The 26,260-nt window shown below is 71.9% G+C and carries 24 protein-coding genes; 6 read left to right on the top strand and 18 right to left on the bottom strand.

The window, feature by feature from the left end; genetic code table 11:
• The first annotated feature begins 12 nt into the window (after window positions 1–12).
• Window positions 13–1,188 (top strand): MFS transporter, encoded by a 1,176-nt coding sequence (locus AB0I72_RS09735; protein WP_358564955.1) that lies wholly within the window; start codon window positions 13–15, stop codon window positions 1,186–1,188.
• A gap of 117 nt (window positions 1,189–1,305) precedes the next feature.
• Here the strand turns inward: AB0I72_RS09735 and msrA are convergent, their stop codons facing one another.
• Window positions 1,306–1,995 (bottom strand): peptide-methionine (S)-S-oxide reductase MsrA, encoded by a 690-nt coding sequence (msrA, locus tag AB0I72_RS09730; RefSeq protein WP_358564952.1) that lies wholly within the window; start codon window positions 1,993–1,995, stop codon window positions 1,306–1,308.
• Window positions 1,996–2,094: 99 nt separating this feature from the next.
• Here msrA and rarD point away from each other — a divergent pair, with 99 nt between their 5' ends.
• The 3 genes from rarD (at window position 2,095) to AB0I72_RS09715 (ending at window position 5,544) form a co-directional block, all read left to right on the top strand.
• Window positions 2,095–3,009, top strand: coding sequence for an EamA family transporter RarD (gene rarD, locus AB0I72_RS09725; RefSeq protein WP_358564949.1), 915 nt, complete (start codon window positions 2,095–2,097; stop codon window positions 3,007–3,009).
• Window positions 3,010–3,127: 118 nt separating this feature from the next.
• Window positions 3,128–3,955 (top strand): hypothetical protein, encoded by an 828-nt coding sequence (locus AB0I72_RS09720; protein WP_358564946.1) that lies wholly within the window; start codon window positions 3,128–3,130, stop codon window positions 3,953–3,955.
• Between the two features lie 215 nt (window positions 3,956–4,170).
• Window positions 4,171–5,544: a hypothetical protein gene (locus AB0I72_RS09715; protein WP_358564943.1), complete on the top strand. Its 1,374-nt coding sequence runs from the start codon at window positions 4,171–4,173 to the stop codon at window positions 5,542–5,544.
• A 140-nt stretch (window positions 5,545–5,684) separates the two neighbouring features.
• Here the strand turns inward: AB0I72_RS09715 and AB0I72_RS09710 are convergent, their stop codons facing one another.
• From AB0I72_RS09710 to AB0I72_RS09630, 17 genes are all read right to left on the bottom strand, one after another.
• A complete protein-coding gene (locus tag AB0I72_RS09710) occupies window positions 5,685–6,689 on the bottom strand; it encodes a polyprenyl synthetase family protein (protein ID WP_358564940.1) in 1,005 nt (334 codons plus the stop codon).
• 142 nt (window positions 6,690–6,831) lie between these two features.
• Complete coding sequence (nuoN, locus tag AB0I72_RS09705) at window positions 6,832–8,496, bottom strand: NADH-quinone oxidoreductase subunit NuoN (protein ID WP_358564938.1); 1,665 nt, start codon at window positions 8,494–8,496, stop codon at window positions 6,832–6,834.
• Window positions 8,493–10,028, bottom strand: coding sequence for an NADH-quinone oxidoreductase subunit M (locus AB0I72_RS09700; protein WP_358564935.1), 1,536 nt, complete (start codon window positions 10,026–10,028; stop codon window positions 8,493–8,495). The genes nuoN and AB0I72_RS09700 overlap by 4 nt, the downstream gene beginning before the upstream one ends.
• Window positions 10,029–10,031: 3 nt before the next feature.
• Window positions 10,032–11,975 (bottom strand): NADH-quinone oxidoreductase subunit L, encoded by a 1,944-nt coding sequence (nuoL, locus tag AB0I72_RS09695; RefSeq protein ID WP_358564932.1) that lies wholly within the window; start codon window positions 11,973–11,975, stop codon window positions 10,032–10,034.
• 14 nt (window positions 11,976–11,989) lie between these two features.
• Window positions 11,990–12,289 (bottom strand): NADH-quinone oxidoreductase subunit NuoK, encoded by a 300-nt coding sequence (nuoK, locus tag AB0I72_RS09690; protein WP_017601055.1) that lies wholly within the window; start codon window positions 12,287–12,289, stop codon window positions 11,990–11,992.
• Window positions 12,277–13,245, bottom strand: a complete 969-nt coding sequence (locus AB0I72_RS09685; protein WP_358564929.1) for an NADH-quinone oxidoreductase subunit J — start codon at window positions 13,243–13,245, stop codon at window positions 12,277–12,279. Before AB0I72_RS09685 ends, nuoK begins: the two co-directional genes overlap by 13 nt.
• A complete protein-coding gene (gene nuoI, locus AB0I72_RS09680) occupies window positions 13,242–13,781 on the bottom strand; it encodes an NADH-quinone oxidoreductase subunit NuoI (protein ID WP_358564926.1) in 540 nt (179 codons plus the stop codon). Before nuoI ends, AB0I72_RS09685 begins: the two co-directional genes overlap by 4 nt.
• Window positions 13,774–15,144 (bottom strand): NADH-quinone oxidoreductase subunit NuoH, encoded by a 1,371-nt coding sequence (nuoH, locus tag AB0I72_RS09675; protein WP_358564923.1) that lies wholly within the window; start codon window positions 15,142–15,144, stop codon window positions 13,774–13,776. Before nuoH ends, nuoI begins: the two co-directional genes overlap by 8 nt.
• Window positions 15,141–17,600, bottom strand: coding sequence for an NADH-quinone oxidoreductase subunit G (locus tag AB0I72_RS09670; protein WP_358564920.1), 2,460 nt, complete (start codon window positions 17,598–17,600; stop codon window positions 15,141–15,143). The genes nuoH and AB0I72_RS09670 overlap by 4 nt, the downstream gene beginning before the upstream one ends.
• Window positions 17,597–18,931 (bottom strand): NADH-quinone oxidoreductase subunit NuoF, encoded by a 1,335-nt coding sequence (gene nuoF / locus AB0I72_RS09665; protein ID WP_358564917.1) that lies wholly within the window; start codon window positions 18,929–18,931, stop codon window positions 17,597–17,599. Before nuoF ends, AB0I72_RS09670 begins: the two co-directional genes overlap by 4 nt.
• Entirely contained in the window at window positions 18,928–19,677 is a 750-nt protein-coding gene (gene nuoE, locus AB0I72_RS09660) for an NADH-quinone oxidoreductase subunit NuoE (protein ID WP_358564915.1), read from the bottom strand. Before nuoE ends, nuoF begins: the two co-directional genes overlap by 4 nt.
• Window positions 19,674–20,969, bottom strand: coding sequence for an NADH-quinone oxidoreductase subunit D (locus AB0I72_RS09655; RefSeq protein WP_358564912.1), 1,296 nt, complete (start codon window positions 20,967–20,969; stop codon window positions 19,674–19,676). Before AB0I72_RS09655 ends, nuoE begins: the two co-directional genes overlap by 4 nt.
• Window positions 20,970–21,015: 46 nt before the next feature.
• Entirely contained in the window at window positions 21,016–21,768 is a 753-nt protein-coding gene (locus tag AB0I72_RS09650; protein WP_358564909.1) for an NADH-quinone oxidoreductase subunit C, read from the bottom strand.
• Between the two features lie 2 nt (window positions 21,769–21,770).
• Window positions 21,771–22,316, bottom strand: coding sequence for an NADH-quinone oxidoreductase subunit B family protein (locus AB0I72_RS09645; protein WP_358564906.1), 546 nt, complete (start codon window positions 22,314–22,316; stop codon window positions 21,771–21,773).
• A gap of 70 nt (window positions 22,317–22,386) precedes the next feature.
• Entirely contained in the window at window positions 22,387–22,746 is a 360-nt protein-coding gene (locus AB0I72_RS09640; RefSeq protein WP_017601065.1) for an NADH-quinone oxidoreductase subunit A, read from the bottom strand.
• Between the two features lie 137 nt (window positions 22,747–22,883).
• Entirely contained in the window at window positions 22,884–24,188 is a 1,305-nt protein-coding gene (locus AB0I72_RS09635) for a geranylgeranyl reductase family protein (RefSeq protein ID WP_358564903.1), read from the bottom strand.
• A 433-nt stretch (window positions 24,189–24,621) separates the two neighbouring features.
• On the bottom strand, window positions 24,622–25,332 hold the full coding sequence (locus AB0I72_RS09630) for a demethylmenaquinone methyltransferase (protein ID WP_358564900.1): 711 nt from the start codon (window positions 25,330–25,332) through the stop codon (window positions 24,622–24,624).
• A gap of 159 nt (window positions 25,333–25,491) precedes the next feature.
• Here AB0I72_RS09630 and AB0I72_RS09625 point away from each other — a divergent pair, with 159 nt between their 5' ends.
• Both AB0I72_RS09625 and AB0I72_RS09620 read left to right on the top strand, forming a co-directional pair.
• Window positions 25,492–25,800: a hypothetical protein gene (locus tag AB0I72_RS09625; protein ID WP_358564897.1), complete on the top strand. Its 309-nt coding sequence runs from the start codon at window positions 25,492–25,494 to the stop codon at window positions 25,798–25,800.
• Window positions 25,801–25,825: 25 nt separating this feature from the next.
• Window positions 25,826–26,197 (top strand): DUF6507 family protein, encoded by a 372-nt coding sequence (locus tag AB0I72_RS09620; protein ID WP_358564894.1) that lies wholly within the window; start codon window positions 25,826–25,828, stop codon window positions 26,195–26,197.
• Window positions 26,198–26,260 lie beyond the last annotated feature (63 nt).

Raw genomic sequence — 26,260 nt, 5'->3', positions numbered from 1 at the left:
GAGGAGAGCGCCATGGTGGAAGCGGGGTCGCCGGAACGACGTTGGCTGTGGCCCCTCCTGGTGAGCGTGGTCTTCGCGCACACCGCCCTCAACGTGGCCCGTCCCCTGATCTCCTACCGGACCATCGCCGTGGGCGGGGACGCCGTCGCGGTCGGGTTGGTCACCGCGGCCTACGCCCTGCTCCCGCTCCTCATGGCCGTCCCGCTGGGCCGGGCGACCGACCGCGCGCGGCGGACGGCCTGGATCGTGGGGCTGGGCTCGGCGGTCCTCGCCGCGGGCAGTGTGTTCCTGGCCTCCGCGACCGGGCTGGTCTCCCTCGCCCTCGCCAGCACCGTGGTCGGTGCGGGCCACCTGCTGTGCATGATCGCCGGGCAGGGACTGATCGCCCGGTTCTCGCCGCCGGAGCACCTGGACCGCGACTTCGGGTGGTACACCGCCGCCGCCTCCCTCGGCCAGCTCGCGGGTCCGCTGATCTCCGGAGCGATCCTCGCCGACGCCTCCGGGCCGGACCTGCTCCCGGCGACCTCGACGGCGCTGTGGGTCGCGTGCGCCATGGCGGTCTTGGGAACCGTGGGGATCCTCCCGCTCGTGACCCTGCGGTCGCCGACCCAGGCCGGGCAGGGCTCCGCCAGGACCGTCGGGGCGCGGGAGATCCTGCGCGGACGCCGGATGACCGCGGCGCTCCTGGCGAGTCTGTCCCTGCTCTCCGCGGTGGACATCCTCACCGCCTACCTGCCGCTGATCGCCGAGAGCCGGGGCATCTCCCCCATGTACGTGGGCGTCCTGCTGAGCGTGCGTGCCGCGACCTCCCTGGTCTCGCGACTGTGCCTGCCCTGGCTGCTGGCGCGCTGGTCGCGCCGGAGCCTGATCGTCGCGAGCACGGCGGTGGCCGGACTGTCACTGGCGCTGGTGGCCGTGCCGGGCGGCGGACCGCTGACGCTCGGGGCGGTGCTGGCGGCCGGAGGCTTCCTGCTCGGTCTGGGGCAGCCGCTGACCATGGCGGAGGTCGCCACGGCGGCTCCGGAGGGAGCGCGCGGATCCGCGCTGGCCCTGCGCATCTGGGGCAACCGGCTCGGCCAGGTCGCCATCCCCGCGGCCGCCGCGGGCGTGGCCGGGTCGGTCGGGGCGCCGGGAGCGCTGCTGGTCTCGGCCGCCGTCCTGTTCGCGGCCGCCCTCACCGCCCGGTAGAGGTCCCGTCGATCGCCCCGGTCACCCCCGCGACACCGTCCTGCGGCATCCGCGGCCCCGAACCCTCCGTGCGAGGCGGCGGGGCGATCATCCGGCCGTTCCCCGTGCGCGGGCGTACTACTCGACCGAAGGTCCAGAGGGAGCATCGTCCGAGGTCACCACGCCGATCGGGCAGCTGGCGCCGGTTCCGCCGATCCCGCAGTAGCCGTTCGGGTTCTTGGCGTCCGACAGGTACTGCTGGTGGTAGTCCTCGGCGAAGTAGAACGCCCGCAGCGGCGCGATCTCGGTGGTGATCGGCCCGTAGCCCGCTCGGGTCAGGACCGGCTGGAAGGCGTCCCGCGTGGCCTCGGCCGCGGCCCGCTGGGCGTCGTCGTGGTAGAGGACCGCCGACCGGTACTGCGTGCCCACGTCGTTGCCCTGGCGCATCCCCTGGGTGGGGTCGTGGCCCTCCCAGAACACCTTGAGGACCTCGGTGTAGGAGATGCGGGCGGGGTCGAAGACCACGCGCACCACCTCGGTGTGGCCGGTCCGCCCCGAGCACACCTCCTCGTAGGTGGGGTTGGGCGTGTACCCGCCCGCGTAGCCCACGGCGGTGGTGAGGATCCCGCGCTCCGCGCCCAGCCGCCAGAACGTCCGCTCGGCGCCCCAGAAGCAGCCCATGGCCACGTCGGCGATCTCGTGGCCCTCCGGGTAGGGCGGGGTGAGCGGTGTGCCCAGGACGGTGTGCCGCGCGGGCACCGGCATCGGGGTGTCCCTGCCGGGCAGGGCGCGCGCCGGGTCGACCATGGTCGTCTTCGAACCGAACATGCGTCCAGGGTAGTCACGGCGGAGCGGGTGCGCACGGGTTGTCCACAGGTGTCCGATATCCCGGAGACACCCAGGTGGGTTCGTCCTACGATGTTGTTTGTGCCCGAATCCAACCGCGGCGTCGCGATCGGCGCGAGCGCCTTCGTCTTCTGGGGCTTCGCGGCCCTCTACTGGCCCCTCCTCTCCGCCTCCGAACCCAGCGAGGTCCTCGCCCACCGCATGGTGTGGTCCCTCCTCGCGATGTGCGTCTTCCTCCTGCTCGCCCGGCGCGGCTGGGCCTGGCTGCTCCCGGTCCTGCGCAGCCCGCGCCGCTTCCTCCCGGTCGCCGCGGGGGCCGTCCTCATCGGGCTCAACTGGTGGGGGTTCATCTACGCCGTCTCCGTCGAGGAGACCCTCCAGGCGTCGCTCGCCTACTTCGTCAACCCGATGATGGCGGTCTGCCTCGGCGTGCTCGTCTTCTCCGAACGCCTGCGCCCCACTCAGTGGGTCGCGGTCGGCCTGGGCGTCGCTGCGGTCGGGGTCATGACCGTCGCCTACGGCTCCACCCCCTGGCTGGCCCTCCTCATGACGTCGGCGTTCGCGGCCTACGGCGCGGTCAAGAAGTACGTCGACCTCGACGGCATGCAGAGCCTCACCGTCGAGACGGTCCTCATGTTCCCGCCCGCGCTCGGCTACGTCGTCTACCTGGAGCTGACCGGGGGCGGCACGATGTTCTCCGTCTCCCCCGGACACACGGCCCTGCTGGTCGGCGGCGGGTTCGTCACCGCTCTGCCGCTGCTGCTGTTCGGCGTGGCCGTCAGACTCGTGCCGATGAACGTCATCGGCATGCTCCAGTACATCGCGCCGTCGATCATCTTCGTCATCGGCTGGCTGGTCCAGGGCGAGGAGATGCCGCCGAGCCGGTGGTTCGGGTTCGGGTTCGTGTGGCTCGCGGTCCTGGTGTTCGTGTTCGACCAGATCCGCGTCTCCGCCTCCCGCGAACGCAAGGTCAGAGCCACGGCTCCGGTCGACTGACCCCGGTTCCCCGGTTCCGGCAAACCGAAACTACTGTCGGTGACTCTGTGCTAACGTCAGGTCGCGGGTGGGGGTCGACCCACCCCGACCACAGCACGACGTCGCGGAGGGACCGCCCATGCCCGCCACCAGCCGAGCCGGACGCGCAGCCCGCGTCGCCTCGGCCGCGTGCGCGCTGGCGCCCTCACTGCTCGGCCTGCCGCTGCTCGTCGGCGCCTTCCTCACCACGCTGTGGCTGGTCGGCGCCGCCCCGGCGCACGCCGACGGGCTCGGTCTCCAGGACACCCGTCCGCTGACCGACACCGCGCCGCTCACCGAGGTCGTCCGGGTGACCGACCCGGTCACCTCCACCCTCGGCACCGTCCACCAGGGGCTGGAGGAGCGGGCCGAACGCACCGCCGAGCGGGGCGTCGACCTGTCCGAACCGGCCCAGGCGGTCGGCGAGGTCGGCGCCGGGGCCCGCCGCGTCGTCGAGGAGATCCGCCCCGCACGGCTCGACACGCCCACGGCCGACCTCCTCCCGGCTCCGCCGGTCGTCACCGACGAGGGCTCCGCCCGCGCCCCGCGCGCGGAGTCCGGCCCGACGCCCGACCAGGAGCGCGCGGCCCAGCCGACCGCCGCGTCGGACACCGGCACCCCGCCCGCCACCGCCACCGGCTCCGTCCCGCGGCCCCACTCCGCCGAGACCGCCGCTCCCGAGGCCCCCCGCCGCGCCGACGAGGACACCCGCGCGGCCCAGCGCGACGCCGACCGCCTCGGCGGCCACCTGACCACCGGCTCGACGCCCACCGCCGCCGGGGGCTCCTCCCCCGCGCCCGGCGTCGCCGGATACCTCACCTCCACCCCCCTGGCGGCCCCGGCCTCCGCGCCCGTCCGGCCGACCGACACCCGGTTGCACGCGGTGCCCGTCGACCCCGCCGACGACCCCACGGTCTCCCCCGACTAGGGACGGTCCCCTCCGGCACGCCCGCCGTGCCCCGGACCGTTCCCAGCCCGGGCCCTCCCGCCCACCCACGTTCTGGGAGCTGACCTGAGTCCCGTGGGCTCACTCACGTGATTCATGTCAGCCGGTGGTCCTCTGCTCCTCCGGCTCCGGCCCCGCGCCCCCGTCGCGCGACAGGCCGCCCCGTATCCACGCAACGCAGCTTTGGAAGGTTAACCATGACGCAGGTCAAGCGGACCTCAGCCCGGACCCTCGTCCTCGCCGCAGGGACGGCCGGATTCGTCGCCCTGGGCGCGGGCATCTCCGGCGCCGACGCCCTGGAGTCCCCCACTCGGGAGATCGCCCCCATCGTCGAGTGGGCCATCGTCGATGGCGTCGCCCCGACCATGCGGGGGCTGGCCCCCGACGGCGCCGTCCCGATCGCCGACGCCACGCTGTCCGAGCTCCAGCGGACCGCGCACGACCCGGCCAAGCCCGCCCCCGACCTGTCCGCGCCGCTGCCCGAGTCCGGCCACCTGGTCACCCCCGTGGGCGAGTTCGACAGCCCCCTCCCCGCCGTGGGCGACACCGTCGCCGGGATGCAGGACGCGACAGGCCTGGACGGGGACCCGCACCACACCGTCGGCCACGCCGCCGGGGACTCCGTGGCCGACACCGCCCAGGACGCCGGGAACTCCCTGGAGGACACCGGAGGCATGGTCGAGGGCACCGCGCGCGACGCGGGCGGCCGGGTCGAGAGGTCGGCGGGCACACTGCTGCCGCACACCGTCCACGCCGCGCACGAACTCAAGGACGAGCTGGACGTCCCCTCGACCTCCGAGCTGGCCCGCATGGTCAACCCCTCCCAGCTTCCCCAGCCCGCCGACCTGACCAGCGGCGCGAGCCTGCCGCTGGACGTGGACTCCAGCCTCACCGACGGCTCCGACCTGCCCCAGCCCACCGAACTGACCGACCTGACCGGCGAGAACACGCTCGCCCTCAGCGACGTCGTGGACCTGGGCGAGCAGCTGGGCGGCCCGACCGGCACCGTGCACCAGAGCTCGGCCGCCACCGCCGTCCCGAACGTGTGGGACATGGCCTACGTGTTCGGTCTGGAGACCCCCAAGCAGGCCCAGGACCTCGTGGAGTCCAACCCGGTCACCGACGACAACTACGTCGACCTCGGTGAGGGCGAGATCCTCGGGATGGTCGGCCAGCGCAACATGGCGGACCCGCTGGCCATGACCATCGCCCAGGCCGCCCCCGGCTCCGACGGGCTCGGCGACGGGGGCGGCCTGCTCCCCCAGATGCCCCAGGTGACCGAGATCGCCTCGCTGCCCCAGATGCCGCAGGTGACGGAGATCGCCCAGCTTCCCGACCTGACCGAGGGCGGGCTGCCCCGGGTGGCCGAGGGCGCTGACCCCCAGACCGTCGACGACCTGTTCACCACGCTCGGCCAGGGCCCCTCGGCGCTGGAGGAGCTGGACACCAGCGACCTGGTCTCGATCGAGGGCGGCGACCCCGCGCAGGCCCCGGCCGCCGACGACGGCATGATCCACCACCCGACCTTCACCGACCTGCCCGGCCACGAGGCCCTGCCCGCCGTGAGCTGACACGCCCGGACGCGACGACGGCCCCGCCGCCCGGTTCGGGCGGCGGGGCCGTCGTACGTGTGCGTTCGGCCGACGAGGGGAGCGGAGCCGTTCAGCGGACGGCGCCCGGGTTCAGCGGGTGGGCACGGCGCCGCGCGGGATCAGCCGGAGCGCCGCACCACGTAGTCGCACAGGGCCTCGAAGGCGTCGCGCGCCGGGCCCTGGGGGAGCGTGGCCAGCTCCTTGCGCGCCAGGTCGGCCCAGCCTTCGAGGGTCGCCTCGGCCTCGGCCATCGCCGGGTGCCGACGCAGCAGCGCCAGCGCCTCCTCGGCCTCCTCGTCGCCGAGCGGGCGGCCCAGCAGCGACCGCAGACGCTCGTCCTCCGGGGCGGTCGACCGCAGCGCGTAGAACATCGGCAGGGTGAGCACGCCCTCCCGCAGGTCCGTGCCGGGCGTCTTGCCGGAGTCGGCGGTCTCGCTGGCGACGTCGAGCAGGTCGTCGGAGATCTGGAAGGCCATCCCCAGCGCGTCGCTGGCGCGGGTCAGGGTGCCCACGGCCTCCGGGTCGACCTTGCCGAACATGCCGCCGAACTCGGCCGAGGACGCGATGAGCGACGCGGTCTTGTCGCTGATCACCTGGAGGTAGTGGTCCAGCGGGTCGGCGCCCTCCGGCGGGCCGGAGGTCTCCAGGATCTGGCCCTGGACGAGGCGGCCGAACGTGGCCGCCTGCAACCGGACCGCCTCGGAGCCGAGGTCGGCGAGCAGCTCGGAGGCCTTGGCGAACACGTAGTCGCCGGTGAGGATGGCGATGTTGTTGCCCCAGCGCTGGTTGGCGCTGGCCTCGCCGCGCCGCAGCTCGGCCTCGTCCATGACGTCGTCGTGGTACAGCGTCGCCATGTGGGTCAGCTCCACCACGGCCGCGGCGGGGATGAGGTCGGGAACCGTCGGGTCGCCGAAGTGCGCGGCGAGCAGCACGAGCGTGGCGCGGAACCGCTTGCCCCCGGCGGAGATCAGGTGGGAGGCGGCCTCCGTCAGCATGGGGTTGCTGGACTCCACCGTCGACCTGAGCAGGCTCTCGACCTCCTCGAGGCCGGCCTGGACCTCACGGGCGAGTGTCGGGTCGACTCTCGGCAGAGCGAGAAACCCGCTCGGGACAGCACCGCTCACCGTAAAGCTCCACCTGTCGAGAGGGCGCGCGGGCGGTCCTCGGAGGAGGAGGACCACCCGCGCGCTCAGCACATGAACATGATCCGACTTGCCACGGTATCCGACCCGGATTGAACAGCCAAAGCCACACCCGGGTACCCGCTCACTCGCCTCCGATATCCGCCGTGACCTGGTACACCGTCACCGAGGCGGGCTGCGAACCCGGCTCCGTGGCCGGCAGGAGGTTCTCCAGCAGCGGCCCCGGGAGGACACCCAGCAGCAACGTGGCGGCCACCCCCAGGGCGATGACGCCGCCGGTGAACACCCCCGCCGGGGCGACCGTCGGTCCCTCGCCCTCCGGGTCCCGGAAGAACATCACGACGATGATCCGGACGTAGAAGAACGCGGTGACGGCGCTGCTGAGGACGCCGACGACGACGAGCGGCGCGGCGCCCGCCGCCAGGGCCGCCTCGAACACGGCGAACTTGCCGATGAAACCGCTCGTCAGCGGGATCCCGGCGAAGGCGAGCAGGAACAGGCCCAGGGCCCCGGCCAGTGCCGGGGAGCGTCGGCCCAGCCCGGCCCAGCGGTCGAGGTCGCCGAGTTCCTGACCGCCGTCGCGGGTGCGCACCAGCGTCACCACGGCGAACGCGCCCAGCGTCGTGAACCCGTACGCCGCCAGGTAGAACATGGCGCCCGCGAGCCCCTCGACGCTGTTGGCGACGACCGCGGTGAGCACGAACCCGGCGTGCACCACCGACGAGTAGGCCAGCAGCCGCTTGATGTCGCGCTGCGTCACCGCGATGACCGCGGCGGCGACCATCGTGAGAATCGCCACCGTCCACAGCATCGGCTCCCACAGCTGCGCCGACTCCCCGAACGGGACGAAGAACACACGCAGCAGCGCGCCGAACGCCGCGACCAGCGTGCAGGAGGCCATCAGCGCGGTGATCGGCGTCGGGGCGCCCTGGTAGACGTCCGGCTTCCAGTTGTGGAAGGGCACCGCGCCGACCTTGAACAGCAGGCCGACCGCGACCAGGCCGATCCCCATGAGCAGCAGCGGCTGTCCGTCGCCGCCCTCGAAGATCGCCGCGCCGCCGTTCGCCACCGCGACGCGCACGTCGGCGAAGTTCACCGAGCCCGCGTAGCCGTAGACCATCGCGATGCCGAACAGGAAGAACGCCGACGCGAACGCGCCCAGCAGGAAGTACTTGACCGCGGCCTCCTGGGAGAAGAGGCGGCGACGGCGGGCCAGCCCGCACATCAGGTACAGCGGCAGGCTCATCACCTCCAGGGCGATGAACATGGTGAGGAAGTCGTTGGACGCCGGGAACATGAGCATTCCCAGCACCGCGAACAGCACCAGCGGGTAGACCTCGGTGTGCTGGGAGCCCGCCATGATGTGGGCGCGCTCCTCCTCGCTGCCGGGCACCGTGGCCGCCTGCGCCGCGAAGGCGTCGCGGCCGTGGCGGCGCTCGGCGATCAGCATGAGGCTGACCAGCGCCAGGACCGTGATCGTCCCCTGGAAGAACAGGACCGTGCGATCCACGGCCAGTACCCCGGCGGCCAGCAGCGCGCCGTCCTCGGGCACGGTGCCCATCTGGACGAGCAGCATGACGAACGTGGCGAGCAGGGCGACGACGGCCAGTCCGAGCTGGAGCCCCCGCCGCCGCGCGCTGGGCACGAACGCCTCGAACAGGGTGGCGAGCACGCCCGCCGCGAACACGGTGAGCAGCGGCGCGAACAGCCACCAGTCCAGCTCGGGTGCCGCCTCGGTGAGTCCGGGGAGCGTCGGCTCCACCGCCTCGGCGGGGATGAGGGGGATCACTCCTCGTCTCCTTCCTGTGCGCCGCCGTCGGCGACCGCTCCGGCCTCGGAGGTCTCCTCGGCGACGGTGCGTTCGACGGCGGGGTTGATCACGTCCAGCAGCGGCTGCGGGTAGACGCCGAACGCGATGATCAGGGCGACCAGCGGGCTGACCGCCCAGGCCTCGCGGCCGGACAGGTCGCGCAGCCCGGACAGCTTCTCCGGGACCGGGCCGGTCATGGTGCGCTGGTACATCCACAGGATGTAGAGGGCGGCCAGGACGACGCCGGCCGTGGCCAGGACCGCCGGGACCGCGCTGAACTCGTACACCCCGACGAACACCAGGAACTCGCTGACGAACGGGGCGAGCCCGGGCAGCGCGAGCCCGGCCAGGCCTACGACCAGAAAGGTCCCGGCGAGCTTCGGGGCGATCTTCTGCACGCCGCCGTAGTCGGCGATGAGCGCCGAGCCCCGGCGGGCGATGAGGAAGCCCACGATGAGGAACAGCGCCCCCGTCGCGAACCCGTGGTTGACCATGTAGAGGGTCGCCCCCGCCTGCCCCTCCTGGGTCAGGGCGAAGATGCCCAGGGTGATGAAGCCGAAGTGGGACACGGACGTGTAGGCGACCAGCCGCATCATGTCGGTCTGGCCGACGGCGAGGATCGCCCCGTAGACGATGCTCACCAGGCTCAGTCCGACCACCGGCCACACGAACCAGGAGATCGCCCCGGGGAACAGCTCCATGCAGTACCGGAGCATCCCGTAGGTGCCGACCTTGTCCAGCACGCCGACCAGCAGGACCGCCGTGCCGGGCCGCGACGCCCCGGCCGCCGACGGCAGCCAGGTGTGCACGGGCCACATCGGCGCCTTGATCGCGAAAGCGATGAAGAAGCCGAGGAACAGCCACCGCGCGACGTCGGGCGAGACCGCCCGCAGCGGACCGCCGTCCGCGACCAGGTCGGTCCACAGGAAGGTGCCGCCGTACACGTACACGCCGATCACCGCGACCAGCATGACCAGGCCGCCCGCGAGGCTGTACAGCAGGAACTTCACGGCCGCGCGCGACCGCTCGTCGCCGCGCCCGTACCGCCCGATCATGAAGTAGACCGGGATGAGCATCGCCTCGAAGAACACGTAGAACAGGAAGACGTCGGTGGCGGCGAAGACGCCGACCATCATCGCCTCCAGCACCAGGACGAGGGCCAGGTACCCGCGCCCGCCGTCCTCGCGGTCGTCGTGTTCGTTCCACGCGGCCAGGACGACCAGCGGCACGAGCACCGCCGACATCAGGATGAGCGCCAGCGCGACGCCGTCGACGCCGACCGCGTAGTGGACCCCGAAGTAGGGGATCCAGGGGTGGACCTCCTCGAACTGGAGCCGCCCCGCGGCGGAGACGTCGAAGCGCAGCGCCATCGCCGCGATGACGAGCAGCGTGCCCAGGGAGAAGCCCAGGGCGATCCGCTTCGCGGACTCGGCCGAGCCGCGCGGGGTCGCCCAGAGGACGACCGCGCCGACCGCGGGGAGCGCGATCGCGATGGTGAGCCAGGGGATCATTGTCTACAACCTCACAACCAGCGTCGCGGCGACGATCACGGCGCCGAAGAGCATGGTGAGCGCGTACGTGCGGGCGAACCCGGTCTGGGCCCGGCCCAGCTCCCGGGAGGAGTCGCGCACGCTCATGCCGAGCCCGTCCACCGCCGCGTCGATGACCTTCTCCTCGACCACGACCATGGCCTTGGTGAGGATCTGTCCGGGCTTCATGAACAGCTCCTCGTTGATCTCGTTGCCGTACAGCTCCCTGCTCGCCGCGACGGTCACGAAGTTCCCGGCGGGCGCGGTCCGCGCGATCGGCCGGCGCAGGTACACGGCCCAGGCCGCGGCCACGCCGAGCACGAGCACGCCCAGGGCCGCCAGGCCGTAGGGCGAGGTGAGGGCGTGGGCCACGCTGAAGTGGTGCGGTTCGGCGGCCACGGCCGGGGCCAGGAAGGCCGCGAACCGGTCGCCGAACATCAGGAACGCGCCCAGTGCGGTCGAGCCGATCGCCAGCACGACCATCGGCGCGGTCATCACGCCCGGGGACTCGTGCGGGTGCGCGCCGTCGTCCCACCGCTTCTGGCCGAGGAAGGTCATGAAGACCATCCGCGACATGTAGAAGGCGGTCAGTCCGGCGCCGACGATGACCGCGACGCCGAGCACCGTGCCCTGCGTGCCGCCGATGTCGAAGGCCGCGGAGATGATGCTCTCCTTCGTCCACCAGCCGGACAGGAACGGGACGCCGATGATGGCGAGGTAGCCGAGGCCGAAGGTGGCGAAGGTGATCGGCATGACCGTCCGCAGCCCGCCGTACCGGCGCATGTCCACCTCGTCGTTCATGGCGTGCATGACCGACCCGGCGCCCAGGAACAGCCCGGCCTTGAAGAAACCGTGCGTGACCAGGTGGGCGATGGCGGCGACGTAGCCGACCGGGCCGAGCCCGGCGGCCAGGACCATCATCCCGATCTGGCTCATCGTCGACCCGGCCAGGGACTTCTTGATGTCGTCCTTGGCCGAGGCGATGACGCCGCCGGCGATCATCGTCGCCGCGCCGACCACGGCGACGGCGGTCTGGGCGGCGGGCGCGCCCTCGTAGATCGGTCCGGCGCGCACCACCAGGTACACACCGGCGGTGACCATGGTCGCCGCGTGGATGAGGGCCGACACCGGGGTGGGGCCCTCCATCGCGTCGAGCAACCACGCCTGGAGCGGGAGCTGCGCGGACTTGCCGCACGCGCCCAGCAGCAGGAGGAGGCCGATCGCCAGCAGCAGGCCGTCGCTGATCCCCGGCACCTGTGCGAACACGTCGCTGAAGCCGACCGCGCCCAGCGTCGTGTACATGATCATGATCGCCACGAGCAGGCCGATGTCGCCGACCCGGTTGATCAGGAACGCCTTCTTGGCGGCGGTGGCCGCGCTCGGCTTGTACTGCCAGAACCCGATGAGCAGGTAGGACGCCAGGCCCACGCCCTCCCACCCGAGGAAGAGCAGCACGAAGTTGTCCGCGAGCACCAGCACGAGCATGGCGGCCACGAACAGGTTGAGGTAGGCGAAGAACCGCCGCCGGTCGGGGTCCTCGGCCATGTAGCCGACCGAGTAGACGTGGATGAGCGAGCCGACGAAGGTGATGAGCAGGGCGAAGGTGATCGACAGGGGGTCGATCAGCAGGTTGACCTGCGCCGACAGGCCGCCCGTGGCGAACCACTCGTACACCGGCACCGAGACGGCCCGCGCGTCGGCGGCCCGCCCCAGCAGGTCGAACAGGATGAGGACCGCCCAGGCGCAGGACGCCACCGGCAGGGCCACGGCCAGCCAGTGCCCCCAGGCGTTGGTGCGCCGCCCGCCCAACAGCAGGATCGCCGCGCCCGCCAGGGGGAGGGCGATCAGCAGCCAGGCGTAGGACAGCACGGTGCTGTCGGCCGCGACCGCCACCGCGGGTTCGGCGGCGAGGTATGCGTGAGATGTCACTGCCACGTCGCCTTCTAGTGCTTGAGCAGGTTCGCGTCATCGAGCGACGCCGACCTGCGGGTTCGGAAGATCTGCATGATGATCGCCAGTCCGACGACCACCTCGGCGGCGGCGACGACCATCACGAAGAAGGCGATGACCTGCCCCTCGATGTCCCCGTGCATCCGGGCGAACGCGACGAACGCCAGGTTGCAGGCGTTGAGCATGAGCTCCACGCACATGAAGACGATGATGGCGTTGCGCCTGACCAGCACTCCGACGGCGCCGATGGTGAAGATCAGCGCCGCCAGGACGATGTAGTTCATCGGGTCCACGAGGACTCGACCTCCTGCCCGTTGCCGTTGGGACCGCCGTCCGCGTCACCCTCGGACTCCCCGGCGGAGCCGTGTCCCTCCGCCGAGCCGTCGGCGCGGTTCTCGTCGAGGGTCGGCGTGCCCTCCTTGGACCGCGCGGAGTCCGACGCCCCGCCCGGGAGCGGGGGCCGGCCCGCCCGGACGTCGCCCGGCACGCCCGACTGGAGTTCGGGGTCGCGCGCGGCGAGCACGGGGTTGAGCGAGAGGTGGGCGACCGTGCCGTCCGGCAGCAGCGCGGGCATGTCGATCGCGTTGTGCCGGGCGTAGGTGCCGGGGCCGGGCAGCGGGGTCGGGTGGTCGCCGCGGATCCGGTCCTCGGAGATCTCCCGCTGGGTGCGGCGCTTCTTGGTGCGGGCCGTGTGCGCCAGGACCAGCGCGCCCAGGACCGCGGTGATGAGCAGGGCGCCGGTGGCCTCGAACGCGACCACGTAACGCAGCAGCAGTTCGTTGGCGATCCACGGGATGCTGCCCCCGGCGACGGCCGCGCCCCCGGCGATGCCGACCGGGTCGCCCACGACGATCCGGGTGATCCCGGTGGTCAGGGCCCCGACGAAGCACAGCGCGACGACGGCGGTGAGGATCCGCTGTCCGCCGAGCGTCTCGGTGAGCGAGTCCGCGGAGCTGACGCCGATGAGCATCAGCACGAACAGGAACAGCATCAGGACCGCGCCGGTGTAGACGACGATCTGGACGACCATGAGGAACGGCGCCTCGTTGACGCCGTAGAAGACGGCGAGGCCGACCATGGCCAGGGCCATGGACATCGCCGAGTGGACGGCCTTGCGGGAGAAGACCACGCCCAGGGCGCCGAGGACGACGAGCGCGCCCAGCACCCAGAAGGCGTTGGCCTCCAGTCCGCCGATGGGGGCCGCGAGCGCGGGGGCCGACGTGGCGGCGGCGACGGTGGCGGGGGTCAACGTGCCGCCTCCGTCGTCTCCTGCGACCCGTGCTGGCCGCGCCCGGTGGCGTAGTAGTCCTCCTCGGTGTCGCCGAGCCGCATCGGGTGCGGCGGCGCCTCCATCCCCTCCCTGAGCGGGGCGAGCAGCTGCTCCTTCGTCCAGATCAGGCTCTGCCTGCTGTCGTCGGCCAGCTCGTACTCGTTGGTCATGGTCAGTGCGCGGGTCGGGCAGGCCTCGACGCACAGCCCGCACAGGATGCACCGCAGGTAGTTGATCTGGTAGACGCGCCCGTACCGCTCGCCGGGCGAGTACCGTTCGTCCTCGCTGTTGTCACCGGCCTCCACGTAGATGGCGTCGGCCGGGCAGGCCCAGGCGCACAGTTCGCACCCGATGCACTTCTCCAGCCCGTCGGCCCACCTGTTCAGCTGGTGACGGCCGTGGAAGCGGGGCGCCGTGGGGCGCTTGACCTCCGGGTACTCGACCGTCGGCACCTTGGTGAACATGGTGTGGAAGGTGACGCCGAACCCCTTGACCGGGTTGAGCCACTCAAGCACCGCTGACCTCCTCACGCTTGTCGTTGCGTCCGGCGGCGGCCGTGGCCGTCCGCGGCGGTTCGGCGAGCACGCTGCTGCCGTAGTGCGGGGCGGTGCTCGGGGGCACGGGGAACCCGCCGAACGACGCGTCCTCGTGGGCGCGGCGCGCGTTCTCGGCTCGCTCGCGGGCCGCCTCGGCCCGTTCCCGGCGCGCGTGGCGCACCCAGGCCCAGAACGCGGCGAGCGTGGCCGCGGTGAACGCCACCACGACCGCGCCGACGACCACCGGGGAGGCGCCGTCGAGGACGAGCATCCGCACGACGGCGACCGCGGTGATCCACACGAGCTGGACGGGGATGAGCACCTTCCAGCCGAACCTCATCAGCTGGTCGTAGCGGACGCGGGGCAGGCTGCCGCGCGCCCAGATGAACAGGAACATGACGGCGACGAACTTGAGCAGCCACCACAGGGCGGGCCACCAGCCCTCGTTGGCGCCGGGCAGGACCGCCTCGACCCCGGGCGGGGCGAGCCAGCCGCCGAGGAAGAGCGTCACCGACACCGCCGCGACCGTGCACATGTTCACGTACTCGGCGAGGAAGAACATCGTGAACTTCATGGACCCGTACTCGGTCATGAAGCCGCCGACGATCTCCCCCTCGCCCTCGGCGAGGTCGAACGGGAGCCGGTTGGTCTCGCCCACCATCGTCACCAGGTAGACCAGGAACGAGGGCAGGAGCAGCACCGCGAACCACAGGCCGCGCTGGGACTCGACGATCCCGGACGTGGTGAGCGTCCCGGACATGATGAAGACCGCCACGAACGACATGCCCATGGCGATCTCGTAGCTGATCACCTGCGCCGACGCCCTCAGGCCGCCGAGCAGCGCGTACGGCGACTGCGAGGCCCATCCGCCGAGCACGAACCCGTACACGCCCAGGGCGGCGGTGGCCAGGACCACCAGCGCGGCGATCGGCAGGTCGGTGAGCTGGAGCGGCGTCACCACACCGAACAGGTTCACCTCCGGACCGACCGGGATGACCGAGAAGGCGATGAAGGCGGGCACGGCCGCGATCATCGGCGCGGCGATGTAGACGAACCGGTCCACCCCGCGCGGGATCAGGTCCTCCTTGAGGGAGAGCTTGATGCCGTCGAACAGGGACTGGAGGAGGCCGAAGGGGCCCATCCGGTTGGGGCCGTGCCGCTGCTGCATCCGGCCCATGACCTTGCGGTCGGCCATGATCATCATCAGCACGCACAGCATGAGGAAGACGAAGATCGCCACGGCCTTGATCGTGGTGATCCACCAGGGATCCTGGCCGAAGGCGTCCAGTGTGGCCTCCGAGGCCAGCTGGACCGCGTGCGGGTCGAGGGCGGCGGGGGTCACTGGTTCCTCCCGGCGTCGTTGGCGGTGGCCAGGATGACCGTCTCGCCCGCGCCGCCGCCGAGGTCGCGCGGGACGTCGCAGCCGTGGGCGTTGGCGGGCAGCCAGACGACCCGGTCGGCGATGTCGGTGACGACGACGGGGACGGTCACGGAGCCGCGGGTCCCGGTGACGCGGAGCGCTCCGCCGTCGGGGACGCCGACCTCGTCGGCCGTGGCCTTGGACAGGTAGGCGCGGGGCGCGCGGGCGGTCCCGGCGAGGAACGGCTCGCCGTCCTCCATCCGGCCGGTGCCGAGCAGCTGGCGCCAGGTCGACAGGACCGCCTGCCCCGGCCCGGTGTCGGGGACCGGCTCGGGGCGGACCGACGGGCCGTCGGCGCGCTCGCCGCTCCACAGCCCGAGTTCGAGCAGTTCGCGGTAGGCGGTCGCGGCGTCGGGCAGGCCGAGGTGGACGTCCATGCCGTCCGCGATCGCCGCGAGCACCCGCAGGTCGGAGAGGGCTCCGGGCACCTTGAGCGCGTCGCCGAAGGGCCGGTGGCGGCCCTCCCAGTTGACGAAGGTCCCGGACTTCTCGGCGACCGCGGCCACCGGCAGCACCACGTCGGCGCGGTCGGTGACGTCGCTGGCCCGCAGTTCGAGGCTGACGATGAACGGCACCCGGGCCAGCGCCGCGCGGGCGGCGTCGGGGTCGGGCAGGTCGTCGAGCTCCACCCCGGCGACGAGCAGGGCGTCCAGCTCACCGGCGGCGGCCGCCGCGATGATGCCGGCGGTGTCGCGCCCCGGCGCCTCCGGCAGGGAGCCGACGTTCCAGACGCGGGCCACCTCGGCGCGGGCGGCCGGGTCGGCGACCGGGCGCCCCCCGGGCAGCAGTCCCGGCAGCGCTCCGGCGTCGACCGCGCCGCGCTCGCCCGCGCGGCGGGGCACCCACACCAGGCGGGCCCCGGTCCGCTCGGCCAGGTCGGCGGCCGCGGTCAGGGCGCCGGGGACGGCGGCGAGCCGCTCACCGGCGACGATCACCGCGCCCTCCCGGCGCAGCGCCTCGGCGGCCTCGGGCTCCTCGGTCTCCAGGGCGTTGAGGACGCGTCCCTCGTCGCCGGGGACCGCGCGGACGAGCCGCCCGCCGGTCTTGGTCAGGCCGAGGCTGGCGTGCGGGGCGACCGAGAAGACCCCGACCTTGTTCTTCCGGGCGCCCTTGCGCAGCCGGAGGAACATGCTCGGGGACTCGTCCTCGGGCTCGATCCCGGCCAGGAGCACGGCGGGCGCCTTCTCCAGGGCGGTGAAGTCGACCCCGATCGGGGCGCCCGCGACGTGGGCGGCCAGGAACGCGGCCTCCTCGTCGGAGTGGGCGCGGGCCCGGGCGTCGACGTCGTTGGTGCCCAGGGCGACCCGGGCGAACTTGGCGTAGGCGTAGGCGTCCTCGTAGGTGAGGCGCCCGCCGACCAGGACGCCGACCCGGCCGCGCGCGGCGGCCAGACCCCGGGCGGCGACGTCGACCGCCTCGGGCCAGGAGGCGAACTCCAGGGCCCGGGACTCCTCGTCGCGGACGAGCGGGCGGGCGAGGCGGTCGGGCTGGGTGGCGTAGGTGAACGCCCACCGGCCCTTGTCGCAGTTCCACTCCTCGTTGACCTGGGGGTCGTCCCCGGCCAGGCGGCGGGTGACCTTGCCGCGCCGGTGGTCGGTGCGCTGGGCGCAGCCGCCCGCGCAGTGCTCGCACACGCTGGGCGTGGACACCAGGTCGAAGGGGCGGGACCGGAACCGGTAGGCGGCGCCGGTGAGCGCGCCGACCGGGCAGATCTGCACGGTGTTGCCGGAGAAGTAGGAGTCGAACGCCTCGCCCTCGGCGATGCCGACCTGCTCCTGTGCGCCGCGCTCCATGAGTTCGATGAGCGGGTCGCCGGCGATCTGCGCGGCGAAGCGGGTGCAGCGGGCGCACTGGATGCAGCGTTCCCGGTCCAGCAGCACCTGGCTGGACAGTGCGATCGGCTTGGGGAAGGTGCGCTTGACGTCGACGAAGCGCGTCTCCCCCTGCCCGTTGGACATCGCCTGGTTCTGGAGCGGGCACTCGCCGCCCTTGTCGCAGACCGGGCAGTCCAGCGGGTGGTTGATCAGGAGGAACTCCATGATCCCGCGCTGGGCCTTCTCCGCCACCTCGGAGGTCAGCTGGGTGTTGACCACCATGCCGTCCATCACGGTGATGGTGCAGGAGGCCTGCGGCTTGGGCATGCCCCGGCCGTTGCCCATGTCGGGGATCTCCACCAGGCACTGGCGGCAGGCGCCGACCGGGTCGAGCAGCGGGTGGTCGCAGAACCGGGGGATCTGGATCCCGAGCAGCTCGGCGGCCCGGATGACCAGCGTGCCCTTGGGCACCTGGATCTGGAACCCGTCGATGGTGACGGTGATGAGGTCCTCCGGTGGCGGTGCGGGCGCCGCCCCGCCGGAGGAGTTGGACGTGACGGTCACTGGTTCCCTCCCCGTTCCGTGGTGGTCGAGGTCGGCCGGTCCCCCCAGAGGGTGGCCCGGGAGTGGTCGAAGGGGCAGCCGCCCTTCTCCACGTGGTCGATGTACTCCTGGCGGAAGTACTTGATGGAGGAGGTGACCGGGCTGGTCGCGCCGTCGCCGAGGGCGCAGAAGGAGCGGCCGAGCAGGTTGTCGCAGATGTCGAGGAGCTTGTCGAGGTCCTCCTCGGTGCCCTGGCCGTTCTCCAGCCGGTCCAGCACCTGGACCATCCAGAAGTTGCCCTCGCGGCAGGGCGTGCACTTGCCGCAGGACTCGTGGGCGTAGAAGGCGATCCACCGGCCGACCGCGCGGACGACGCAGGTGGTCTCGTCGAAGATCTGGAGGGCGCGGGTGCCGAGCATGGACCCGGCGGCGCCCACCGACTCGAAGTCGAGCGGTGTGTCGAGGTGGTCGTCGGTGAAGATCGGCGTGGAGGAGCCGCCGGGCGTCCAGAACTTGAGCCGGTGCCCGGAGCGGACCCCGCCCGCCATGTCGAGGAGTTCGCGCAGGGTGATCCCGAGCGGGGCCTCGTACTGACCGGGGTTGGTCACGTGCCCGGACAGGGAGAAGAAGCCGAACCCGGCGGACTTCTCGGTGCCCATGGAGGTGAACCACTCGGCGCCGTTGGCGACGATGCTCGGGACGCTGGCGATGGACTCGACGTTGTTCACCACGGTCGGCGAGGCGTAGAGCCCGGCGACGGCGGGGAAGGGCGGCTTGAGCCGGGGCTGGCCCCGGTAGCCCTCCAGGGAGTCGAGCAGCGCCGTCTCCTCGCCGCAGATGTAGGCTCCCGCGCCCGCGTGGACGACCACGTCGAGGTCGAAGCCGGTGCCGAGGACGTCCTTCCCGAGCAGCCCGGCGTCGTAGGCCTCCGCGACGGCCCGGCGCAGGCGGCGGATGACGTGGACGACCTCGCCGCGCACGTAGACGAAGGCCTGGTTCGACCTGATCGCGTACGAGGCGATCGCGATGCCCTCGACCAGCACGTGCGGGTTGGCGAGCAGCAGCGGGATGTCCTTGCAGGTGCCCGGCTCGGACTCGTCGGCGTTGACGACGAGGTAGCGCGGGTTGGGGTTGTCCGGCGGCAGGAAGCCCCACTTCATGCCGGTCGGGAACCCGGCGCCGCCGCGCCCGCGCAGCCCGGACTGCTTGACCGTGTCGACGATGGCGTCCGGCTCCATGGCCAGCGCCGTGCGCAGTGCCTCGTAGCCGCCGGTGGCCCGGTAGCCGTCGAGGGTGAAGGAGTCCGGCCGGTCCCAGTGGGCGGACAGGATCGGGGTCAGGGCGGTGCTCACGCGTTCCCCTCCTCTCCCTGCTCGTCGGGTGTGGAGGGGCGGACGGCCCCGGGGTCCGGCGCCGACCATCCGCGCCGCTGGGCCAGCTTGAGCCCGGCCAGGGACGGGGCCGCCGCCTGGACGCCCTCGTCGGCTCGGCCGTCGTCGAACCCGGCCAGCACGCGCGAGGCCTGCTTCCAGGTGCACAGGCTCGACGGGCCGCGGGTGGGCGCGACGTCCCTGCCCAGCCGCAGGTCGTCGACCAGTTCCTTGGCGGTCTCGGGCGTCTGGTTGTCGAAGAACTCCCAGTTGACCATCACGACCGGCGCGAAGTCGCACGCCGCGTTGCACTCGACGTGCTCCAGCGTGACCGTGCCGTCCTCGGTGGTCTCTCCGTTGCCCACGCCCAGGTGCTCCTTGAGGGCCGCGAAGATCTCGTCGCCGCCCATCACCGCGCACAGGGTGTTGGTGCACACGCCCACCTGGTAGTCGCCGCCGGGGCGGCGGCGGTACATGGTGTAGAAGGTGGCCACCGCGTTGACCTCGGCGAGCGTGATGCCGAGCTGGTCGGCGCAGAAGCGCATCCCGGCCCGGCTGACGTGGCCCTCCTCCGCCTGCACCAGGTGCAGCAGCGGCAGGAGCGCGGACCGCTCCCTCGGGTAGCGGCTGATCAGCCCCTTGGCGTCCTGCTCCAGCCGCGCGACCACCTCGTCGGGGAAGCGGTCGGGCGCGGCGCCCGCGCCGTCGGGTGTACTGTGCTCGGTCACCGGTCCACGCCTCCCATCACCGGGTCGATACTGGCCACGGCCGCGATGACGTCCGCCACCGTGCCGCCCTCGCACATGGCGGCGACGGCCTGGAGGTGGGTGAACGAGGGGTCGCGGAAGTGCACGCGGTAGGGGCGGGTGCCCCCGTCGCTCACCGCGTGGCACCCGAGTTCGCCCTTGGCGCTCTCGACGGCCGCGTACGCCTGGCCCGCGGGCACCCGGAAGCCCTCGGTGACCAGCTTGAAGTGGTGGATGAGCGCCTCCATGGAGCCGCTCATGATGTGCGCGATGTGGTCGGGCGAGTTGCCCATCCCGTCCGGGCCGAGCGCCAGCTTGGCGGGCCAGCCGATCTTGGCGTCCTCGATCATCACCGGGCCGGGCTGGAGCTTGTCCAGGCACTGCTCGACGATCTTGAGGCTCTCGGTCATCTCGGCCATGCGCACGCGGTAGCGCGCGTAGACGTCGCCGCCGTCGGAGACGGGGACGTCGAACTCGTAGTCCTCGTAGCCGCAGTAGGGCTTGGCCTTGCGCAGGTCCCAGGCCAGGCCGGAGGCGCGCAGCAGCGGGCCGGTGATGCCCAGCGCCATGCAGCCGGGCAGGTTGAGGTAGGCCACGTCCCTCGTGCGGGCGAGGTAGACGGGGTTCTCGTCCAGGAGCTTGCGCATGGTCCTGATCCGCTTCGGCATCTCCCTGAGGAGTTCGCGGATCTTGCCGATCGCTCCCGGCGGCAGGTCCTGGGCCACGCCTCCGGGGCGCACGTAGGCGTGGTTCATCCGCAGGCCCGTGATGAGCTCCAGGATGTCCAGGATCATCTCGCGCTCGCGGAAGCCGTTGGTCATGACCGTGGTCGCGCCGAGCTCCATGCCGAACGTGGCCAGCGCCACGAAGTGCGAGGCCATCCGGTTGAGCTCCATGACCAGGACGCGGATGACGCTGGCCCGCGCGGGGATCCGGTCGGCGACGTCGAGCAGCCGCTCGACGGCCAGGCAGTACGCCGTCTCGTTGAACAGCGGCGTCAGGTAGTCCATGCGGGTCACGAACGTGGTCCCCTGGGTCCACGTCCGGTACTCCATGTTCTTCTCGATACCGGTGTGCAGGTAGCCGATACCGACGCGCGCCTCGGTGCAGGTCTCACCGTCGAGGGTGAGGATCAGGCGCAGGACTCCGTGTGTGGACGGGTGCTGGGGGCCCATGTTGACGACGAGGCGTTCGGCGCTCGTGGCCTGCGCCCTCTCGATGACCTCGTCCCAGTCCCCGCCCGAGGCGTCGATGTAGTCCTCGGTGACGGTCATGCCGGGCCTCCCTTCAGGCCGAACCGTGGTGTGGTGGTCCGCGGGCTCACGTGTAGGACCTCCGCTCGTCCGGCGGGGGCACGGTCGCGCCCCGGTACTCGACCGGGACGCCGCCCAGCGGGTAGTCCTTGCGCTGGGGGTGGCCGTGCCAGTCGTCCGGCATCTGGATCCGGGTGAGCGCGGGGTGCCCGTCGAAGACGATCCCGAAGAAGTCCCAGGCCTCGCGCTCGTGCCAGTCGTTGGTCGGGTAGACCGACACGATCGAGGGGACGTGGGGGTCGGCGTCGGGGCAGGCGGTCTCGACGCGGATCTGGCTGTTGTGGGTGATCGACCGGAGGTGGTAGACGGCGTGCAGCTCCCGGTCCGTGTCGCCGGGGTAGTGCACACCGGACACCCCGGCGCAGAGCTCGTAGCGCAGGGCGGGGTCGTCCCGGAGGGCGCGGACGACCTCGACCAGGGCCTCGCGGCGGACGTGGAAGGTGATCTCGCCGCGGTCGACGACGATCCGCTCGACCCCGTCCGCCCGCTCGCCCAGGGCGGCCTCCAGGTCGTCGGCGACCCGGTCGAAGTCGGCGGTGCGCGGGTCCTCGGGGTCGGTGAACGGCCGGGAGCTGGCGGCGGGAGCGCTCCCCCGCACGCGCAGACCGCCGTAGCCGGAGGTGTCGCCGGTCGTGGTGGCGCCGAACATGCCGGTGCGGACGACGGGCGCGGCCAGGCGCTCGCTGCCCCGGCGCTCGGGGAGGTTCTCGGCGGGCGCGCCGCCGTCGCCGTTCTGGTTGGCCTCGTTCTCGGTGCTCATGCTCAGTCCTTGCTCACCAGCGGGAGCGAACGGCGCAGCATCCGCTCCTCGGTCTCGGCGATCTCCTGCTCCCGGTGGGCGCCGAGCTTGGTGTTCTGCACCTTGTCGTGCAGCTTGAGCACGGCGTCCAGGAGCATCTCCGGCCGGGGCGGGCAGCCCGGCAGGTAGATGTCGACCGGGACGATGTGGTCCACGCCCTGGACGATCGCGTAGTTGTTGAACATGCCGCCGCTGGAGGCGCACACACCCATCGCGATGACCCACTTGGGCTCGGGCATCTGGTCGTAGATCTGGCGGAGGACGGGCGCCATCTTCTGGCTGACCCGGCCGGCGACGATCATCAGGTCGGCCTGGCGGGGCGTGGCTCCGAACTTCTCCATGCCGAATCGGGCGAGGTCGTAGTGCGGGCCGCCGACGGCCATCATCTCGATCGCGCAGCACGCGAGCCCGAAGGTCGCGGGCCACATCGAGCTCTTGCGGGCGAGCCCGACGATCTGTTCGACGGTGGTGAGCGCGATGCCGCTCGGCAGTTTCTCCTCGAGTCCCATCAGTGACGGACCTCCTCGGGGCCGTGGTGCGGGGTGGGCCGGGTGCGGGACGGGCGTGCCGTCGTCGGGGTCAGTCCCATTCGAGGCCTCCGCGGCGCCACTCGTAGGCGTAGGCGATGGAGACGTTCACCAGGAAGAGGACGATCGCGACCAGTCCGAACCAGCCCAGGGCGTCGAAGTGCACGGCCCAGGGGATGAGGAAGATGATCTCGATGTCGAAGACGATGAACATCATGGCCGTCATGTAGTACTTGACGGTGAAGCGTCCGCCGCCCGCGGGCTGCGGGGTGGGTTCGATGCCGCACTCGTACGCCTGCATCTTGGCTCGGTTGTAGCGTTTGGGGCCCATCACCGCCCCCGCCACCATCGACACCACGACGAACGCGGCGCCGATCCCGCCGAGCACGAAGATCGGTGTGTAGAGCTCCATCGGTCACCCTCCTTCTGGCTGGTCGGGGAGGTCGTGGAACATGCTTGTGATCGCTTTCACTAGCGGCGGCTCATCCTTCTGGGCTTCTCCCCGCGCGGGGGGAGACGGGCGTGTGCGTGGCTGCCGTCCGACCGGCCCTAGGCGGCGGGCGCGATGCGCGACAGACCGTTGATCACCCGGTCCATGGCGTCTCCCTGGGTCGGTTCGGTGAGGTTGGCGAGCATCTTCAGCGCGAACTTCATGAGGGTGCGCTGGCGCAGGCCGTAGCGGGTCGCGTACTTCATGAACTCGGGCTGGCCGAGCATCTTCACGAAGTAGCGCCCGAGCGTGTAGTAGCCGCCGTAGGTGTCGGCGAGCACGTGGGGGTAGCGCAGGAGCGCCCGCTCCCGCGTCTGCTGGGTGGGGCGCCCGTGCGCCTGCGTGATCACGTCGGCGGCGATGTTCCCGGCCTCCATGGCGTAGGCGATGCCCTCGCCGTTGAAGGGGTTGACCATGCCGCCCGCGTCGCCGACGAGCATGAGGCCGCGGGAGTAGTGGGGCACGCGGTTGAAGCCCATCGGGAGCGCGGCGCCCCGGATCGCGCCCCTCTGGCGGTCCTCGGTGAAGCCCCAGCCCTCGGGCATGCTCTCGGTCCACCGGCGCAGCAGCCTGCGGTAGTCGACCTCCTGGAAGGAGGAGGTGGAGTTGAGGATGCCGAGGCCGACGTTGCAGGTGCCGTCGCCGACGCCGAAGACCCAGCCGTAGCCGGGCAGGAGGACGTCGCGGTCACCGCTGCGGTCCCACAGTTCGAGCCAGGACTCCAGGTAGTCGTCGTCGTGGCGGGGGCTCTCGAAGTAGGTGCGCACGGCCACGCCCATGGGGCGGTCGTCGCGTTTGCGGATGCCCATGGCCACCGACAGGCGGGAGGAGTTGCCGTCGGCGGCGACGACGAGCGGGGCGCGGTAGGTCACGGGTTCGCGGTCGGCGTCCTTGGCGTGCACGCCGACGATGCGGTTGCTGCGCTCGTCCATGACCGGCCCGGTGACCGTGGTGCGCTCCAGGAGCTTGGCCCCGGCGGCGACCGCGCGGTCGACCAGGATCTGGTCGAAGTCGAAGCGGGTGCGGACGAGTCCGAAACCGGGGTAGGCGGCGAGGTCGGGCCACGGCAGGTCCAGGCGGACCCCGGCGCCGATGATGCGCAGACCGTGGTTGCGGACCCACCCCTCGTCCTCGAAGGTGATCCCCATGGCGGTGAGCTGCTTGACCGCGCGGGGCGTGAGCCCGTCGCCGCAGACCTTCTCACGCGGAAAGGAGGTCTTCTCCAGCAGGAGGACGTCCAACCCTGACTGGGCCAGGTAGTACGCGGTGGTGGAGCCCGCGGGTCCGGCGCCGACGACGATCACGTCGGCGTCGTACTCGATCCGCTCCCGGCCTCTGGGGGAGGAGGTGGCTGTCTCGCTCACGGTGGGTCCTCGACTACTCGCGCGGTGCACCGTGGCGGGCCTGTGCGGGGTCCGACCCGCTCACGGGGTCTGTTGTGCGGCGACCCCAGCCGCCCGGGATGTCCGGTTTGTGGCTTGTGGGATACGCCTCGCGCCCTTGTGAAGCACTTCACAAGGCCACTTTTCCGCAGTCTAGACCCTCGGGGGGTCGATAGGCGAGCCCCGAGGGGGTATTCGGAACGCTTCGGCAATAAACAGGACATACGGCAACAGACAGTGCCATCAGCCACGGAAGGCCGTCACCCTCCGACAGACACGCAGGTCACGGGCGGTTTCTGGCGTCACATCGGCCACTCCAGCCACAGAAAAACCCTGACAAACACGAAGTTCATCAGGGTTTGAGCGTTTTGAGTTATATGCGATCTATGGGGTCAAGAGTTCCCCATGTCGGATTTTACTCTTCCCGGAACGCCCGGTGCAGGGCGACCGTCCCCAGCGTCAGGTTGCGCCAGGCGACCCGCGACCAGCCCGCGTCCTGGAGGTCGCGCGCGAGCTCGGGCTGGGTCGGCCACGCCATGATCGACTCCGACAGGTAGTCGTAGGCCTCGCCGCGGCCGGACACCGCGCCCGCGATCCTCGGCAGGGCCGCCATGAGGTAGGTCGAGTAGATCCGGTCCACGGCCTCCACCGGGATGTGGCTGAACTCGCAGATCACCAGCCGCCCGCCGACCTTCGTCACCCGCCGCATCTCGCGCAGGGCCTGGCCCGCGTCGTTGACGTTGCGCAGTCCGAAGGAGATGGTCACCGCGTCGAAGGTCTCGTCGGCGAACGGCAGCCGCAGCGCGTCGCCCGCCACGAAGGTGACCCCGCCCCTCGACGCTCCGCCGCGCCGCTCGACCCCCGCGCGCAGCATCCCCAGGGAGAAGTCGCAGGCGATGACCCGTGCGCCCTTACGCACGAAGGACTCCGAGGAGGTACCCGTCCCCGCGGCCAGGTCCAGGACCAGTTCACCGCTGTGGGCGTCCACCGCGTTCACCGCGGCGCGCCGCCAGACGCGGTCCTGGCCGAGGGAGATGACGTCGTTGACGAGGTCGTACCTGGAGGCGATGCCGTCGAACATCGCGGCGACGTCCTGGGGCTTCTTGTCGAGCTTGGCGCGGGTCATGGGACCAGCCTAAGGGGGCCGTCCCGGTCACCGGGCCCCTCCCCCGAATCCGCCCGCGCACCAGGGGGTGTGGCACCGGGGAGTGAACCGAACGCGCGCGCGGACCGTCTCAACCTCGTGGAAGCGGATCTCCCACGGACGGAGGGGGCGGGGACCGGCGTGAAGTTCGAGCTGGTGGAGCCAGGCGAGGAGCAGGCCATGCTCCCCGAGACCGAGCAGGAGCACACCGCCGAGGAGCCGGAGGCGGTCCAGGCCCAGGAGGCGCACCCCGGGATCCACCCGCGGCTCACGCGCGCCTCCGCGTCGATGCGCACCCGGGTCAGGGCGGACCTGGCCACCCTCCAGACGTCCCTGAACCGGCTGGGGCAGTCCATCGCCGCCGCGCACAGGACCGAGCCGCGCCCGACCGCGCAGGCGGCCCCGCCGCGCAACTTCCGCGCCGGGGCCTTCACCGGCCGCCACGACTGAACCCCACGGGAAGGGAACGAGCCACGTGTCCACCTGGGACATCACACCGAGCGACGTCGGCGGCGTGCTGACCGCCGTCGCCGGTCACCTCGGCGAGGAGGGCGGATCCGACGGACTCATCGGATCCATGACCGCGATCGAGGGGCGTCTCACCGCCATCAGCGAGAAGGCCGGGAGCGTCCCGGTCAGCGTCGCCCTCGGCGAGTTCGCCGAACACCACTTCGGCCTCATGGGCGACATGGCCTCGTTGACCGTCAGCGCCATCGAGGGAACCAGCGAGGCCACCACGGCGTACGTGAACGGCAACCTGGAGATGGCCGCCCAGCACCAGGCCGCGGCGGGCGAGGTCCCCGAACCCGAGCACCAGAACCCCGGCGGCCCGAACGACCCCCTGTGACGTCGGTCCCTCCCCCACGGCCCCGGACCCCGGGCCGCCGACTTCCCCCAGCACCACCGCGGC

Source organism: Nocardiopsis sp. NPDC049922 (assembly GCF_040660275.1).
In the GTDB taxonomy this organism is placed as follows: Bacteria; Actinomycetota; Actinomycetes; order Streptosporangiales; family Streptosporangiaceae; genus Nocardiopsis.
This window is presented reverse-complemented; position numbering and strand designations above follow the sequence as displayed.

Coding starts and splice junctions, on each gene's coding strand:
- AB0I72_RS09645 (WP_358564906.1), bottom strand. CDS start 22,316: ATGGGACTCGAGGAGAAACTGCCGAGCGGCATCGCGCTCACCACCGTC.
- AB0I72_RS09720 (WP_358564946.1), top strand. CDS start 3,128: ATGCCCGCCACCAGCCGAGCCGGACGCGCAGCCCGCGTCGCCTCGGCC.
- AB0I72_RS09700 (WP_358564935.1), bottom strand. CDS start 10,028: ATGATCCCCTGGCTCACCATCGCGATCGCGCTCCCCGCGGTCGGCGCG.
- AB0I72_RS09650 (WP_358564909.1), bottom strand. CDS start 21,768: ATGAGCACCGAGAACGAGGCCAACCAGAACGGCGACGGCGGCGCGCCC.
- AB0I72_RS09630 (WP_358564900.1), bottom strand. CDS start 25,332: ATGACCCGCGCCAAGCTCGACAAGAAGCCCCAGGACGTCGCCGCGATG.
- AB0I72_RS09735 (WP_358564955.1), top strand. CDS start 13: ATGGTGGAAGCGGGGTCGCCGGAACGACGTTGGCTGTGGCCCCTCCTG.
- AB0I72_RS09655 (WP_358564912.1), bottom strand. CDS start 20,969: ATGACCGTCACCGAGGACTACATCGACGCCTCGGGCGGGGACTGGGAC.
- AB0I72_RS09715 (WP_358564943.1), top strand. CDS start 4,171: ATGACGCAGGTCAAGCGGACCTCAGCCCGGACCCTCGTCCTCGCCGCA.
- AB0I72_RS09640 (WP_017601065.1), bottom strand. CDS start 22,746: ATGGAGCTCTACACACCGATCTTCGTGCTCGGCGGGATCGGCGCCGCG.
- msrA (WP_358564952.1), bottom strand. CDS start 1,995: ATGTTCGGTTCGAAGACGACCATGGTCGACCCGGCGCGCGCCCTGCCC.